We start from the raw sequence: 14,919 nt of genomic DNA on the forward strand, positions 1-14,919 counted from the left end.
ATGGGCCGGTCGACGGCTCGGCCGGTGGGCCGGGCGGCGGTTCGATCGGCGGGCTGGGCGGCGGTTCGATCGGTGGGTCGACCGGCTGTTCGGCCAGTGGTTCGACCGGCGGAAGAGGAGTGACGGCTGTGAACGAGTCCGCGGTGTCCGAGGTGTCCGAGGCGAGCGGGATGACGGTGGCGACCGCGTTCGCGGGGATGCGGGGCGTGGCCCCCGTGGTGTTCCGGGCCGGCTGCCCGGACTGCCGGGGCCGCTTCGAGCTGTCCGCGAGCGAGCTGCGCCTGGCCATCGGCGCCAGCGACCGGACCACGTTCTACTCCTTCACCTGCCCCGACTGCGGCGCAGCGGTCCGCAAGCCGGCCGGGGAGCGCATCGTGGAACTGCTCACGGACGGCGGGGTGCGGACCCTGCGGCTCCACTCGGCGGTGTAGCCGGCCGCCGCCCTGGGTGCGGCCGGGTGCGGGGCGGGCCGCCGGACGGTCTAGGCTCGGCGTCATGTTCTGGCCGATGTTCGCGGTAGCCATGGGGTTCCTGGGCCTCGCCGTCCTGGGAGTCCTCGCCGTCCGGGTGTTCGTGGAGGCGCGGCGCCTGGGGCGACAGGTCGCGGACTCAGCGCAGCGCATCAACCGGGCGGCCGAGGACCTGGAACGGTCGGCGGTGAGCGCGGTCCGGGCGGTGGACGCCCTGTGATGTCGTCTTGTGATGCGCTTTGGGTCACTTCGCCCTGTCACCCTGGCGCTTCGGCCAGGTACGCTGCTGGTCGCGGCCCGGAGATCGAGGCGCGGTCCGCAGAGCTGGAGTACGCACGGGGTGTGTCCCACGTTCACCCCCGGGCGATACGATCGCTGCCGGCACGATGGTCGGACACCTGTCCGATCAGTCGGACAAGCCGTCGCCCCGCCTCAGTGAGAAGGTGAAGACTTATGTTCCGCAACGCACTTGAGCCGTGGCACCTGGTGCTTCTGGTGCTGGTCATCGTCCTCGTGTTCGGTTCCAAGAAGCTCCCGGACATGGCTCGTTCCCTCGGCAAGTCCGCTCGCATTCTGAAGAGCGAGGCCAAGGCGATGAAGGACGACGGCGGCAAGCAGAACGCCACCGCGGCCCAGTCCGCCGAGGAGCCGGCTCCCGCGCAGCGCACGATCCAGGCCGCGCCCGGCGATGTGACCAGCTCCCGCCCGGTCAACGAGCCGACCGACTCCACCCAGCGCTGACGCGAGGACCGGGGGTCCCGGTCCGCTGCACGAGATGAGGATGTGGGTTGCCCAAGTCCGCCCGCACGGAGAGGGACCCCGAGGGGCGCATGCCGCTCGGGGATCACTTGCGTGAGCTGCGCAACCGGCTCACCAAGGGTGTCCTGGCGATCGTCGTCGTCACGATCGTCTCCGCCTTCTTCTACAAGGACATCATCGACATCATCACCGCGCCGCTGCTGCGTTCGGTGGGTTGCCACCAGTCCTTCGGTGAGCTGTCGCAGGCCAGCAAGGACACCCACTGCGCGCACATCACGATCGGTGACCTGCTGGGCCCGTTCACGCTGGCCCTGAAGGCGTCGCTGACCGCCGGTGTGGTGCTGGCCTCCCCGGTCTGGCTCTACCAGCTGTGGGCGTTCGTCGCGCCCGGTCTGCACCGCCACGAGAAGAAGTACGCGTACGCGTTCGTCGGCTTCGGCGTGCCGCTGTTCCTCAGCGGCGGCTTCCTCGCGTACCACGTGCTGCCCATCACGGCGAAGGTGATGATCGACCTCACCCCGTCCGGGGTGGAGAACCTGCTGTCGCTGGACAAGCTGCTCGACCTGGTCACGCGCATGGTGGTGGTCTTCGGTCTCGCCTTCGAGATGCCGCTGCTGCTGGTCATGCTCAACCTGACGGGCATCCTGTCGGGGAAGCGCATGCTCGGCTGGTGGCGTGCCATGGTCGTCGGTATCGCCGCCTTCGCGGCGGTGGCCACGCCCGGCGCGGACCCGATGTCGATGCTGGCGCTGGCGGCGCCGATCTGGGCGCTGTTCTTCATCGCGGTGGCCTTCTCGCTGGTCAACGACCGGCGCCGGGCCCGCCGCGCGGACGACGGACTGTCGGACGACGAGGCCTCGGAGCTGGACCTCACGCCCGAGGCGGTCGGCGAGGTGGAGTCCGTGAGCGCGAGCTCCGCCCCCGAGCTGCCGGGCAAGGACCACGTCAACGGCTACGACGATGTGACCTGACCCACATAGTGGACGAGGCGTACCGCCCCCGGCCCGGGTTCTCCCGGGCCGGGGGCGTTTCTCTGCTCAGCGCACGTTCGGGATAATGATCGTCCGGTTGTCGGTGGGGCCCGGTACGCTCGAAAGCACGATGACAGAGGATCTCTCACCGGCCGAGCGGTACGCTGCGTCCCGCAAGAGGGCAGCCGAGCAGGCCACCGCGCTCGCGTCCTTCCGCGAGATGTACGACTTCGGCCTCGACCCCTTCCAGATCGAGGCCTGCCAGGCACTCGAAGCCGGCAAGGGCGTGCTGGTCGCCGCCCCCACCGGCTCGGGCAAGACGATCGTGGGCGAGTTCGCCGTCCACCTCGCCCTGCTCCAGGGCAAGAAGTGCTTCTACACGACACCCATCAAGGCGCTGTCGAACCAGAAGTACGCCGACCTGTGCCGCCGCTACGGCGCCGACAAGGTCGGCCTGCTCACCGGCGACAACAGCGTGAACTCCGAGGCGCCGGTGGTCGTGATGACCACCGAGGTGCTTCGGAACATGCTGTACGCGGGCTCCCAGACCCTGCTGGGCCTCGGCCATGTGGTCATGGACGAGGTGCACTACCTCTCCGACCGCTTCCGCGGCGCCGTGTGGGAGGAGGTGATCATCCATCTGCCCGCCTCCGTGACCCTGGTCTCGCTGTCGGCGACCGTGTCGAACGCGGAGGAGTTCGGCGACTGGCTGGACACCGTCCGCGGCGACACCGAGGTGATCGTCTCCGAGCACCGGCCCGTGCCGCTGTTCCAGCATGTGCTGGCCGGGCGGCGGATGTACGACCTGTTCGAGGAGGGCGAGGGCCACAAGAAGGCCGTCAACCCCGACCTGGTGCGCCTCGCGCGCATGGAGGCGACCCGGCCGTCGTACCAGGACCGCCGCCGGGGACGGTCGATGCGGGAGGCCGACCGGGAGCGGGAGCGCCGGCAGCGGTCACGGGTGTGGACGCCGGGCCGGCCCGAGGTCATCGAGCGCCTGGACGCCGAGGGCCTGCTGCCGGCCATCACCTTCATCTTCAGCCGCGCCGGCTGCGAGGCCGCCGTACAGCAGTGCCTGTACGCGGGGCTTCGGCTGAACGACGAGGAGGCGCGGGAGCAGGTCCGGGCCCTGGTCGAGGAGCGCACCGCCCATATCGTCCCGGAGGATCTGCACGTCCTCGGGTACTACGAGTGGCTGGAGGGCCTGGAGCGGGGCATCGCCGCCCACCATGCGGGCATGCTGCCGACCTTCAAGGAGGTCGTGGAGGAACTGTTCGTGCGCGGCCTGGTCAAGGCCGTGTTCGCGACCGAGACCCTCGCGCTCGGCATCAACATGCCCGCCCGCTCGGTGGTGCTGGAGAAGCTCGTCAAGTGGAACGGCGAGCAGCACGCCGACATCACGCCGGGCGAGTACACCCAGCTGACGGGCCGTGCGGGCCGGCGCGGCATCGATGTCGAGGGCCATGCGGTGGTGCTCTGGCAGCGCGCCATGAGCCCCGAGCACCTGGCCGGTCTCGCGGGCACCCGTACGTATCCGCTGCGCTCCAGCTTCCGGCCGTCGTACAACATGGCGGTCAATCTGGTCGAGCAGTTCGGGCGGCACCGCTCGCGCGAGCTGCTGGAGACGTCGTTCGCGCAGTTCCAGGCGGACCGTTCGGTGGTCGGGATCTCCCGGCAGGTGCAGCGCAACGAGGAGGGTCTGGCCGGTTACCAGGCCTCCATGACCTGCCATCTCGGCGACTTCGAGGAGTACGCGCGGCTGCGGCGCGAGCTGAAGGACCGGGAGACGGAGCTGGCCCGGCAGGGCGCCCATCAGCGGCGGGCCGAGGCGGCCACGTCGCTGGAGAAGCTCAGGCCGGGCGATGTCATCCATGTGCCCACCGGCAAGTACGCGGGGCTCGCCCTGGTGCTGGACCCGGGTCTGCCCGCCGGCCGTTCGAACGGACATCGCGGCTTCGACCACCAGGACGGCCCGCGCCCGCTGGTGCTGACGGCCGAGCGGCAGGTCAAGCGGCTGGCGTCGATGGACTTCCCGGTGCCGGTGGAGCCGCTGGACCGGATGCGGATCCCGAAGACGTTCAACCCGCGCTCTCCGCAGTCCCGCCGGGACCTGGCGTCCGCGCTGCGCTCCAAGGCCGGGCACATCCCGCCCGAGCGGGCCCGCAAGAAGCGCTCCCAGGCCGCCGACGACCGGGAGATCGCCCGGCTGCGCACCGCCCTGCGCGCGCACCCCTGCCATGGCTGCGACGACCGGGAGGACCACGCCCGCTGGGCCGAGCGCTACCACCGGCTGCTGCGCGACACCTCGCAGCTGGAGCGCCGGATCGAGGGCCGTACGAACACCATCGCGCGGACCTTCGACCGGATCGTCGCCCTGCTGACCGAGCTGGACTATCTGCGGGGCAATGAGGTCACCGAGCACGGGCGGCGGCTCGCCCGGCTCTACGGCGAACTGGACCTGCTGGCCAGCGAATGCCTGCGCGAGGGCGTCTGGGAGGGCCTCGCGCCCGCCGAACTCGCCGCCTGCGTCTCGGCGTTGGTGTACGAGGCACGGCTCAGCGACGACGCCATGGCGCCCAAGGTGCCCTCCGGCAAGGCGAAGGCCGCGCTGGGGGAGATGGTGCGGATCTGGGGCCGGCTGGACGGTCTGGAGGAGGACTTCCGGATCAGCCAGACCGAGGGCGTGGGCCAGCGCGAGCCCGATCTCGGTTTCGCCTGGGCCGCCTATATGTGGGCGTCGGGCAAGGGCCTGGACGAAGTGCTGCGCGAGGCGGAGATGCCCGCGGGCGACTTCGTGCGCTGGTGCAAGCAGGTGATCGATGTGCTGGGGCAGATCTCCGCGGCGGCGCCCCGCGAGGACTCGACCGTGGCCAAGGCCGCGCGCAAGGCCGTCGACCAGCTGCTGCGGGGCGTGGTGGCCTACTCGTCGGTGGGCTGACCGGCATCTCGGCGACGACCGGCTCATCCTTCGGGGTGGGCCGGTTTTCGTATGCCCGTACGCACTGACCGAACGTGTTCGAACAGAAGCTCAGCGTGCAAATGGAGCCGAGCGTACTCCTGGTGCCGGGGGGATTTCAGGCGGTCGCTGAATATGACACGGCGATGATCCGGTCGGACTAAGCTCGCCCGCGGCGCACCAAGTTGAGGTAATTCGCGCGCCTGTTCCCAAACATGCCGAAGATCCGGTCTGTGCCATGAATCTTCCCCCCGAAAACTCTCCCGACACCCAGCCGATCCGTCCCAGAAGGCATCCATGGTGAGTGTTCCGAAGCCGCCCGGTCGCCGGGAACGTCCCTACGCCCGCGTCCTGTTGCCGCCCGCCATAGTGATGGCCGTGGCGAGCGCGGTCGCCGTCGTCCTGGTGCCGCAGCCGGCGCGGGTCGCCGTCGGCCTGTGCGGGGCCCTCGCCGTGCTGCTCGTCCTGGTCACCGGCGCCGAGGCCGCCCGGCGCGGCCGGCTGCTCCGCGAGGAGCAGGCCGCGCACGCCCACGACACGGCCTCCCTGGAGGAGCGGCTCGCCGAGCACGAGGCGCTGATCCACCGGTTCGCCAATGACATCCTGCCGTGGGGCTTCGCCCGGCTCTCACGCGGCGAGATGCTCCGCGACGTCCTCGCGAACGTCTACGACGCCGACCCCGACCTGCGCGTCCTGCCCGACGTCTACCGCGAGATGACCCGGGTCGCGCTGCGCGGCGCCGACCACGAGATCACCATGCGGATCGCCACCGAGCGCTCCTTCGTCAGCATCGCCCGCCGCGTCCAGGCCATCGTGCACCAACAGGCCGTGGAACTGCGGGAGATGGAGGAGGACCACGGCCGCAACCCCGAGGTCTTCGACGATCTGCTGCGCCTTGACCACGGCAGCTCGCTGATCGGCCGGCTCGCCGACACCATCGGTGTCCTCGGCGGCGGCCGCCCCGGCCGCCAGTGGCCCCTGCCGGTGTCCCTCTACAGCACCCTGCGCGGCGCCATGTCCCGGATCCTGGACTACCACCGCATCCACCTGGCGTCGATCTGCAACATCAACATCAAGGGCACCGCGGTCGAACCGGTCATCCACGCCGCGGCCGAACTCTTCGACAACGCCACCCGCTACTCGCCACCCACCACCAAGGTGCATGTCACCGCCGTGGAGGTGCAGACGGGCATCGTCATCGAGATCGAGGACGCCGGGGTCAGCCTCAACGAGGAGTCCCGGATCCGCATCGAGAAGATGATCGAGGACGCCAAGAACGGCGACGACGCGCACAACCTCGGCGACAACCCGCGCCTCGGCCTCGCCGTCGTCGGACGGCTGTGCAAGCAGTTCGACATGGAGGTCTCGCTGCGCACCTCCGCGTACGGCGGGCTGCGCGCGATCCTCATCGTGCCGCGCGTGATGACCACCACCGAGCCCGGTGTCGGCGTCGCCCACGGCATCGGCGCGACCGGCATCCCGATGCCCGAACTCGGTGCCGTCGAGGGCCCCAAGCGCCGGCCCAAGAAGCGCCGCCCCACCAGCCCCAAGATCCCCGCCGGGATCTCCATGGAGGACGACGTCCCCGAGGTCACCGAGTGGACGGCGGGCGGGCTGCCGCAGCGCCGCAGCCGGGTGAAGGTCCCGCTGAGCCAGCGCTGGGCCGAGGAGGCCGCCATCGAGCGGGCCGAACGCGAGGGCCGTCCCACCATCTGGTCCCAGACCCGCCAGGAACCCGAACCCGAGCCGGAAGTGGACCCCGAGCGCCAGAAGCTCATCGAACGCCCGCCGGGCATGTGGATCGACGACTTCTTCGACGGACTGCGCAAGGGCATGCCCGAGGGGGCCACCGCCCCCGAGCTGACCGACTTCACGCTCAACCCCACCAAGTACCTGCACCTGATCGATGACTCGGCCGCCCCCACCGAGGCCGACGACGAGGGGACCGTCCAGTGATCCAGCAGCGAGGCAACTTCGACTGGATGCTCAAGCAGCTCAACGACGGAGTGCCGGGCATCGAGATGATCGTGGTGCTCTCCTCCGACGGCCTGCGCATCGCCCGCTACGGCGGCGATCCCGACGCCGCCGACCGGGTGGCCGCCGCCTGCGCGGGGGTGCAGAGCCTGGCCGGCGCCATCATCCAGGAGATCCCCGGCGCCGGTGAGATGAAGGTCGTCGTCGTGGAGATCGAGGGCGGCTACTTCTATCTGATGAACGCGGGCGCCAACGCCTACCTCGCCGTGCTCGCCGACGTCACCTGCGAACCGGGCCGGATGAGCGGCATGATGCGCGACCTCGTCGTGCGGATCGGCGCCCACCTCACCAGTCCGCCCCGGCGGGACGGGCAGACCGTATGACCCCTCCACGACGACAACGGCGCCAGCCGAACCCGCCGAGCCCGCCGTCACCCTCCCCGTCCTCACCGCGGTTACGGCCGCCCCCGTACGCCGATGCACCGGACGGCCGTACCCCGCACGCCGATACGACGGACCGCCGTACCCCGCACCACGCGACGGACGGCCGGGCCCCGCACGGCACCGCGGACGGGCCGCACGCGCACGGCACCCCGGACGGCCAGCCCCCGCCCCGCAACCCCGAGCGGCTCTACGCCGTCACCGGGACCGCCGACGGAGGCCGCGCCGAACTCGACCTGGTGACCCTGATCGTGGCCCGCCGGACCCCGCCGCCCGGCGCCTCGCCGGAGCACACGGCGGTGCTCGACCTGTGCGCCGCCCCGCTGTCCCTGGCCGAGCTTTCGGCCTATCTCGCCCTGCCGTTCAGCGCGATGACCGTACTGATCACGGAGATGATCACGGCCGAACTGGTGCAGGCGCGCGCCCCGGCCACCCGCCGCACGGCCCCCGACCGTTCCCTCCTCGAAGCGGTGATGCATGGACTTCAAAGGCTCTGACACGATCCCCGGACCGCGCACCGCGGACCAATTGCCGCACACGGCCCAGGCCGCGGTGAAGATCGTGATCGTGGGCGGCTTCGGCGTCGGCAAGACCACCATGGTCGGCTCCGTCAGCGAGATCAAACCGCTGACCACCGAGGAGACCATGACCCAGGCCGGCATCGGGATCGACGACAACTACGGGTCCGAGTCCAAGACCGCCACCACCGTCGCCATGGACTTCGGCCGGATCAGCATCACCGACAAACTGGTGCTCTATCTGTTCGGCACCCCCGGCCAGGAGCGCTTCTGGTTCCTGTGGAACGGCCTGTTCGAGGGCGCGCTCGGCGCGGTCGTACTCGTCGACACCCGGCGCCTGGAGGTCAGCTTCGACGTCATGGGCCGCCTGGAGGAACGCGGCGTGCCCTTCGTGGTCGCCGTCAACTCCTTCCCGGACGCGCCCCGTTACCCCGTCGAGGAACTGCGCACCGCGCTCGATCTGACCCCCGAGATCCCGATCATCGACTGCGATGTGCGCCGCCGGGCCTCCAGCAAGGACGTGCTGCTCACCCTGATGCGGTTCCTGCACTCGCTCGCCCTCTCCGGCGCCCTCACCTGACCCACCCGCACTCCTTCTCCGTTCCGGAGCGATCACTGTGACGCCTGAACACCAGCCGCCGACCGGCACCTCGGCCACCGATACCCACGACCCCCTGTTCGGCCCGCCGCCCGGCTGCCCCGCGCATGGGCTCGGCCCCGGGGGACTGCACCGCCTCTACGGCGCGGGCGCGGAGGACCTCGACGACCTCTACGAACGGCTGCGCGAGCAGTACGGCCCGGTCGCCCCCGTACTGCTGCACGACGACGTACCGATGTGGGTGGTGCTCGGGCACGCCGAGAACCTCCAGGTGGTGCGCAGCCCCTCGCAGTACACCCGCGACAGCCGCATCTGGGCCCCGCTCCTGGACGGCCGGGTCAAACAGGACCACCCGCTGATGCCGCACATCGCATGGCAGCCCATCTGCTCCCATGTCGAGGGCGACGAACATCTGCGGCTGCGCAACGCGGTCACCTCCGCCATGGCCACCATCGACCACCGCAGCGTCCGCCGGCACATCGGCGGCCACACCCAGCACCTGGTCAACAGCTTCTGCGAGCGCGGCCGCGCCGACCTCGTCGCCCAGTTCGCCGAGCATCTGCCGATGGCGGTGCTGTGCGAGATCCTCGGCATGCCCGAGGAGTACAACGACCGGATGGTGCAGGCCGCCCGGGACGCCCTCAAGGGCACCGAGACCGCCATCCAGAGCCACGCCTACGTCATGGACGCGCTGAACCGGCTCACCCTGCGCCGCCGCGCCCGGCCCGAGGACGACTTCACCAGCCACCTCGTCATGCACGAGGCGAAGCTCAGCGACGACGAGGTCCGCGAACACCTGCGGCTCGTCCTGTTCGCCGCCTACGAGGCCACCGCCAACCTGCTCGCCAACGCGCTGCGCATGGTCCTGACCGAACCCGGGTTCCGGGCCCGGCTCAACGGCGGGCAGATGACCGTACCGGAGGCGATCGAGCAGTCCCTGTGGGACGAGCCGCCCTTCAGCACCGTCTTCGGCTACTACGCCAAGCAGGACACCGAGCTGGGCGGGCAGCGCATCACCAAGGGCGACGGGATCCTGTTCGCGCCCGCGCCGGGCAACATCGATCCGCGGGTACGGCCCGACCTGGCCGCGAGCATGCAGGGCAACCGCTCCCACCTCGCCTTCGGCGGCGGCCCGCACGAGTGCCCGGGGCAGGACATCGGGCGCGCCATCGCCGACGTCGGCGTCGACGCCCTGCTGACCCGGCTGCCGGACGTCCAACTGGCCTGTGCCGAGGACGATCTGCGCTGGCGCTCCTCCATCGCCTCCCGGCATCTGGTGTCGCTGCCGGTGCGGTTCGAACCCAAGCCGCAGCAGGACGCCGACATGCCGCCCCGCGCCTACGCGGGCCCCGGCCTGCCCGCCGATCTGCGGCTGCCCGCCCAGCGCCGGGAGTCGCAAGGCGCGGCGCTCCCCGCGGCCGTACCGCCGCCCCGGCCCGCGCCGGTGCCGCCGGTCCCGGTCGGCGCCCCGGCGCGGGGGCCCTGGCAGCGGCTGCTGCGCTGGTGGCGCGGCGAGTGACCGGGCCGGTTCAGTCCGCCGCCCAGCGGGGGTAGGAGGACCAGGCCAGCAGGGTGCGCCCGCTGGTGAAGGCGTGCTCGGCGCCGGTGACCGGGTCGGTGAACTCCAGCCTCCGTGCGAGCAGTTGCAGGGGGCGGCGGAAGTCACCGGCCGGCACCGGCGGGAGCACCTCCGGGTAGAGCGGGTCGCCGAGGATGGGAACGCCGAGCGCGTTCAGATGCACCCGCAGCTGGTGGGTCTGCCCGGTGCGCGGGAGCAGCCGGTAGCGGCCGAGGGCGCCCCGCCGCTCCGCCAGCTCCACCCGGGTCTCGGCGTTGGGCTCGCCCTCGATCTCCCGGGCCGCCTGCACCCCGCGTTCCTTCAGGATCCGGCTGCGCACGGTCCTCGGCAGGGCGAGCTCCGCGTCGTACGGTGCGACGGCCTCGTACTCCTTGGTCACCCGGCGGGCCCCGAACAGCGTCTGGTAGGCGCCGCGTTCCTCGGGCCGCACCGTGAACAGCACCAGGCCGGCGGTGAGCCGGTCCAGGCGGTGGGCGGCCGAGAGCGCCGGGATGCCCAGTTCGTGCCGCAGCCGGGCGAGCGCGGTCTGGGTGACATGGCTTCCACGCGGGGTGGTGGCGAGGAAGTGCGGCTTGTCGGCCACGACGATGTGCTCGTCCCGGTAGACCACCGGCAGCGGGAACGGCACGGGCACCTCGGCGGGCAGCTCGCGGTGGAACCACACGAACATCCCCGGCCGGTACGGCGCGTCCGCCGGGACCGCCCGCCCGTCGGCGCCCACGATCCGCCCGGCCGCGAACATCGCCTCGATCACGCCGGGCCCGGCACCGGACAGCCGCGCCACCAGATGCTCGCCGACGGTGGCCCACTCTTCTCCCGCGGGCAGCCGCACCCGTACGGGATCGACCCCGGCGCGCTGGGGGAGCGGGGCGGGCGGGGGCGGCGTACGGCGTCTCACCTGGTCAAGGGTACGAGCCGAGGGGTGACGGGTGCAGTATGTCGGTCATGCCCAATCTCACCAGCCCGGTGCTGACCGCCGGCGCCCTCGCCCGTACCGACCAGCCCGTCATCCCGACCGGTGACGGCCTGGTGCTGCGCCCCTGGCGGGCGGGGGACGCACCCGCCGTGCACGCGGCGTTCCAGGATCCGCTGATGCACCGCTTCCACGGCAGGTCCTGCGAGTCCGAGGCGGAGGCCGCCGGGTGGATCACGCAGTGGCAGAAGGCGTGGGCAGGGGAGCGGGAGCCGCAGTGGGCGGTCGTGGCGGAGGGCACCGAGCTGCTGCTGGGCCGGGTCGCGCTACGGCAGATCGAGCTGGCCGACGGTTCGGCCGAACTCGCCTACTGGACCGTGGCGGAGGCCCGTGGCCGCAATGTGGCGACCCGGTCGGCGGCCGCGCTGACGCACTGGGCGTTCGAGGAGATCGGCTTCCACCGGCTGGAGTTGATGCACTCCACCGCCAACGAGGCGTCCTGCCGGGTCGCCGCCAAGGCCGGGTTCGCCCCGGAGGGCACCCGGCGCAAGGCGTATCTGCACCTCGACGGCTGGCACGACATGCATCTGCACGCCCGGGTGCGCGAGGACTGAACCCGCGCGGACGGCCGTGGGATCCGGCAGGCCGTTCCGGTGTGAGGATAAGACGCATGCCTGCCTATGACCTCGCGAGCCGGCTCGTCGTCGGTGTCGCCTCCAGTGCCCTGTTCGATCTGCGCGAGTCCGACGCGGTGTTCAGGGAACAGGGCGAGGAGGCCTACCGGGCCTACCAGGAGGAGAACCGGGACGACACGCTGCGCCCCGGGGTGGCGTTCGCGTTCATCCGCAGGCTGCTCTCGCTCAACGACCTCGGGGAGCCGGGCGATCCGCTGGTCGAGGTCATCATCCTGTCCCGCAACGACCCCGACACCGGGCTGCGCGTGATGCGTTCGATACAGGCCCATCACCTGCCCATCAGCCGGGCCGTGTTCATGCAGGGCCGGTCCCCGTACAAGTTCATGCCGGCGCTGAACATGTCGCTGTTCCTGTCCGCGAACGGCGACGACGTACGGGAGGCCGTCGCGGCGGGGCTGCCCGCCGGGCATGTGCTGGGGGCGGCGTACCCGGACGACGCGACGGACCGGGAGCTGCGGATCGCGTTCGACTTCGACGGGGTGCTCGCCACCGACGCGGCCGAACAGGTCTACCAGGCCGAGGGGCTGGAGGAGTTCCGGGCGCACGAGATGCGCAACGCGGCGACTCCGCACGACGCGGGGCCGCTGCGCGACTTCCTCGCCGGGGTGAACCGGATCCAGAACCGGGAGGAGGAACGGCGCAGGACACACCCGGAGTACGAGGTGCGGGTGCACGTCTCCATCGTGACCGCGCGCAACGCCCCGGCGCACGAGCGTGCCGTGAACAGCCTCAAGCAGTGGGGCGTGCGGGTCAACGACGCGTTCTTCCTCGGCGGCATAGACAAGGGCGCCGTGATGAAGGTGCTGGACCCGCACATCTTCTTCGACGACCAGGTGACACACCTGGAGAGCACGGCACGGACGACCCCGAGCGTGCATGTGCCGTTCGGCGAGATCAACGCACGCTGAGGCCCGGGGTGCGCGCCGCGGGGCTCAGGCGGCCCGCGCGCCGTCCTCCTGCTCCGCCTCGATACGGGCGTTCCACTCGCGCTTGGAGGCCTGCCAGCCGTCCTCGTTGTGACCGAGGCGCCAGTAGCCGGAGATCGAGAGGTCCTCGCGGGGGATGCGCAGGTCGACCCGGAGCATCCGGCGCAGCTCCTTCACGAAGCCGGCCTCGCCGTGCACGAAGGCGTGCAGACGGCCCTCGGGGAACTCCAGAGCGCGTACGGCCTCCAGCAGGGCGGTGCCGACCGGGCGGTCCCCGCGGTGCAGCCAGACGATCTCCGCGGTGGAGTCGATCTTCTGCTCCTCCTCGGGCCCGGCGACCTCCACGAAGGCATGGGCCCGCGCGTCGGCGGGCAGCGCCTCCAGGGCGCGGGCGATGGCGGGCAGCGCGCTCTCGTCACCGACGAGCAGATGCCAGTCGGCGTCCGGGTCGGGGGCATAGGCGCCGCCGGGGCCCATGAAGCGCAGGCTCTCGCCGGGCCGGGCGCGCAGGGCCCAGGGGCCGGCCAGGCCCTCGTCGCCGTGGATCACGAAGTCCAGGGTCAGCTCCTGGTGCTCGGCGTCCCAGCCGCGCACGGTGTAGGTCCGGGTCACCGGCCACTGCTCGCGCGGGAACTCGGCGCGGATCCGCTCCAGGTCGAAGGGCTCGGGGTAGCTGACGCCCGGTGGGCCGAACAGGAGCTTCACATAGTGGTCGGTGCAGGTGTCCGCCGCGAAGCCGGCGAGTTCGTCGCCGCCGAGCACCACGCGCTGCATGTGCGGGGTCAGCCGCTCGGTGCGCACCACCCGGGCGGTGTGGACCTTGCGCGGCTTTCGTTCCGGACGCTCTGCCATCACGGCCTCCTGCGAACTGGGTTAGGTATACCTAAGTTAACATCTCTCCTCGCGGCCCGATCTTCCTTTGTGATTCAACCGTCGCGCTTTGCTCGAAAATTGCCGATCTGACGGCCGCGTTTACGAGGTTGACGTGCGGTTCCTACGCGCTCAGCGTGGTCAGCAGCCGCTGGAGCGAGCCGCCCAGGCCCCATCGGGCCGCCAGCTCGTCCAGGCCCGCCGGATCGCGCGGGGCGCCCGGCAGTGCGGTGTCCACGTCCGGCAGCGGCACGTCACCGGCCACCCGCACCACCTCCGGCGCCACCGCGACATACGGCCGTGCCTCGGTCAGCCGCTTGCGCTGCGAGGGCGTGAGCCTCGCCTTCGGGTCGTCCACGGCCGCCATGATCCCGGCCAGGTCGCCGAACTCCGCGAGCAGCTTGGCGGCCGTCTTCTCGCCGATCCCGGGCACGCCCGGCAGCCCGTCGCTCGGGTCGCCGCGCAGCAGCGCCAGGTCCGCGTACCCCCGTCCGTCGACACCGTACTTCTCGCGCAGCACCGCCTCGTCGGTCACCTGGAGGGTGCCCACGCCCTTGAGCGGGTACAGGACCCGCACGCCGCGTCCGTCGTCCACCAGCTGGTACAGATCGCGGTCGCCGGTGACGATGTCGACCGGGCCCGCGGCGCGGGCGGTGAAGGTGCCGATCACGTCGTCCGCCTCGTAGTCGGCGACCCCGACGCGGGCGATGCCGATCGCGTCCAGCACGGACTCGATGACGGGCACCTGCGGGGCGAGGGTGTCCGGCACCTCCTCCGCGTCCGGGGCGCCGGTGTGCTCCTCGGCGACCCGGTGCGCCTTGTACGTGGGGATCAGCTCGACCCGCCACTTCGGCCGCCAGTCGGCGTCCATGCAGGCCACCAGGTGGGTGGGCCGGTGGTCCTTGACCAGGCGGTCGATGAAGTCCAGCAGTCCGCGCACGGCGTTCACCGGGGTGCCGTCCGGTGCCCGCACGGAGTCCGGGACGCCGAAATAGGCGCGGAAGTACAGCGAGGCGGTGTCGAGGAGCATCAGTCGTCCGGTCACGCTTCAGATCATGCCGTACACCACTGACAGTCACCCGTGGATCACCCTCGCGCACCTTTCGTCCTGGAACGCGTTGCGCGATACGCATCGCGGTGAGCCCGGCCACGTATCAGTTTGCCTTTGTTTGACCTGGGCAGGCGCGCCCTCAGGAGCGAAGTAGTGCGCTTTTCAACTGTCGGGGCCTCTCGGGCCCCGGCTTTCTGAC

The 14,919-nt window shown here is 71.2% G+C and carries 14 protein-coding genes and 1 pseudogene; 12 read left to right on the forward strand and 3 right to left on the reverse strand.

Going from position 1 to position 14,919, the window contains the following annotated elements:
- Positions 1-128: 128 nt before the first annotated feature.
- From AB0N90_RS22290 to AB0N90_RS22335, 10 genes and pseudogenes are all read left to right on the forward strand, one after another.
- Positions 129-431, forward strand: coding sequence for a hypothetical protein (locus AB0N90_RS22290; RefSeq protein WP_172427345.1), 303 nt, complete (start codon positions 129-131; stop codon positions 429-431).
- A gap of 64 nt (positions 432-495) precedes the next feature.
- Complete coding sequence (locus AB0N90_RS22295; RefSeq protein WP_085562433.1) at positions 496-690, forward strand: hypothetical protein; 195 nt, start codon at positions 496-498, stop codon at positions 688-690.
- 233 nt (positions 691-923) lie between these two features.
- Positions 924-1,211 carry a Sec-independent protein translocase subunit TatA gene (gene tatA, locus AB0N90_RS22300; protein ID WP_086810885.1) on the forward strand — a complete coding sequence of 96 codons (288 nt, stop codon included), beginning with the start codon at positions 924-926 and terminating at the stop codon, positions 1,209-1,211.
- 47 nt (positions 1,212-1,258) lie between these two features.
- Positions 1,259-2,200: a twin-arginine translocase subunit TatC gene (gene tatC, locus AB0N90_RS22305; RefSeq protein ID WP_361680269.1), complete on the forward strand. Its 942-nt coding sequence runs from the start codon at positions 1,259-1,261 to the stop codon at positions 2,198-2,200.
- Positions 2,201-2,285: 85 nt separating this feature from the next.
- Positions 2,286-5,138 (forward strand): DEAD/DEAH box helicase, encoded by a 2,853-nt coding sequence (locus AB0N90_RS22310; RefSeq protein WP_365199181.1) that lies wholly within the window; start codon positions 2,286-2,288, stop codon positions 5,136-5,138.
- A gap of 315 nt (positions 5,139-5,453) precedes the next feature.
- Positions 5,454-7,112: an ATP-binding protein gene (locus tag AB0N90_RS22315; RefSeq protein WP_365199182.1), complete on the forward strand. Its 1,659-nt coding sequence runs from the start codon at positions 5,454-5,456 to the stop codon at positions 7,110-7,112.
- On the forward strand, positions 7,109-7,513 hold the full coding sequence (locus AB0N90_RS22320; protein ID WP_037651243.1) for a roadblock/LC7 domain-containing protein: 405 nt from the start codon (positions 7,109-7,111) through the stop codon (positions 7,511-7,513). Before AB0N90_RS22315 ends, AB0N90_RS22320 begins: the two co-directional genes overlap by 4 nt.
- 230 nt (positions 7,514-7,743) lie before the next feature.
- Positions 7,744-8,067 (forward strand): annotated as a pseudogene (locus AB0N90_RS22325) (DUF742 domain-containing protein); the annotation flags it as partial.
- On the forward strand, positions 8,048-8,668 hold the full coding sequence (locus tag AB0N90_RS22330) for an ATP/GTP-binding protein (RefSeq protein ID WP_365199185.1): 621 nt from the start codon (positions 8,048-8,050) through the stop codon (positions 8,666-8,668). The pseudogene AB0N90_RS22325 and the gene AB0N90_RS22330, both read left to right, overlap by 20 nt.
- Positions 8,669-8,705: 37 nt before the next feature.
- Positions 8,706-10,205 (forward strand): cytochrome P450, encoded by a 1,500-nt coding sequence (locus AB0N90_RS22335; RefSeq protein WP_361680254.1) that lies wholly within the window; start codon positions 8,706-8,708, stop codon positions 10,203-10,205.
- 10 nt (positions 10,206-10,215) lie between these two features.
- Here the strand turns inward: AB0N90_RS22335 and AB0N90_RS22340 are convergent, their stop codons facing one another.
- On the reverse strand, positions 10,216-11,163 hold the full coding sequence (locus AB0N90_RS22340; RefSeq protein WP_365199187.1) for an RluA family pseudouridine synthase: 948 nt from the start codon (positions 11,161-11,163) through the stop codon (positions 10,216-10,218).
- A 47-nt stretch (positions 11,164-11,210) separates the two neighbouring features.
- On the opposite strand from AB0N90_RS22340, the gene AB0N90_RS22345 reads away from it, so the two are divergent.
- Together AB0N90_RS22345 and AB0N90_RS22350 are read left to right on the forward strand one after the other, a co-directional pair.
- Positions 11,211-11,792: a GNAT family N-acetyltransferase gene (locus AB0N90_RS22345; RefSeq protein WP_365199188.1), complete on the forward strand. Its 582-nt coding sequence runs from the start codon at positions 11,211-11,213 to the stop codon at positions 11,790-11,792.
- A 56-nt stretch (positions 11,793-11,848) separates the two neighbouring features.
- Positions 11,849-12,781, forward strand: coding sequence for a 5'-nucleotidase (locus tag AB0N90_RS22350; RefSeq protein ID WP_365199191.1), 933 nt, complete (start codon positions 11,849-11,851; stop codon positions 12,779-12,781).
- A gap of 24 nt (positions 12,782-12,805) precedes the next feature.
- Here AB0N90_RS22350 and AB0N90_RS22355 read toward each other — a convergent pair whose 3' ends face one another.
- The gene (locus AB0N90_RS22355; RefSeq protein ID WP_365199193.1) at positions 12,806-13,651 is read right to left on the reverse strand and encodes a siderophore-interacting protein; all 846 of its coding nucleotides are present in this window, start codon (positions 13,649-13,651) and stop codon (positions 12,806-12,808) included.
- Between the two features lie 142 nt (positions 13,652-13,793).
- On the reverse strand, positions 13,794-14,714 hold the full coding sequence (locus AB0N90_RS22360) for a 5'-3' exonuclease (RefSeq protein WP_361680239.1): 921 nt from the start codon (positions 14,712-14,714) through the stop codon (positions 13,794-13,796).
- Positions 14,715-14,919 lie beyond the last annotated feature (205 nt).

The organism is Streptomyces sp. NPDC093018, from assembly GCF_040684035.1.
Taxonomy (GTDB): Bacteria; Actinomycetota; Actinomycetes; order Streptomycetales; family Streptomycetaceae; genus Streptomyces; species Streptomyces murinus.

Coding starts and splice junctions, on each gene's coding strand:
- AB0N90_RS22330 (WP_365199185.1), top strand. CDS start 8,048: ATGGACTTCAAAGGCTCTGACACGATCCCCGGACCGCGCACCGCGGAC.
- AB0N90_RS22355 (WP_365199193.1), bottom strand. CDS start 13,651: ATGGCAGAGCGTCCGGAACGAAAGCCGCGCAAGGTCCACACCGCCCGG.
- AB0N90_RS22315 (WP_365199182.1), top strand. CDS start 5,454: ATGGTGAGTGTTCCGAAGCCGCCCGGTCGCCGGGAACGTCCCTACGCC.
- AB0N90_RS22310 (WP_365199181.1), top strand. CDS start 2,286: ATGATCGTCCGGTTGTCGGTGGGGCCCGGTACGCTCGAAAGCACGATG.
- AB0N90_RS22295 (WP_085562433.1), top strand. CDS start 496: ATGTTCTGGCCGATGTTCGCGGTAGCCATGGGGTTCCTGGGCCTCGCC.
- AB0N90_RS22350 (WP_365199191.1), top strand. CDS start 11,849: ATGCCTGCCTATGACCTCGCGAGCCGGCTCGTCGTCGGTGTCGCCTCC.
- AB0N90_RS22345 (WP_365199188.1), top strand. CDS start 11,211: ATGCCCAATCTCACCAGCCCGGTGCTGACCGCCGGCGCCCTCGCCCGT.
- tatA (WP_086810885.1), top strand. CDS start 924: ATGTTCCGCAACGCACTTGAGCCGTGGCACCTGGTGCTTCTGGTGCTG.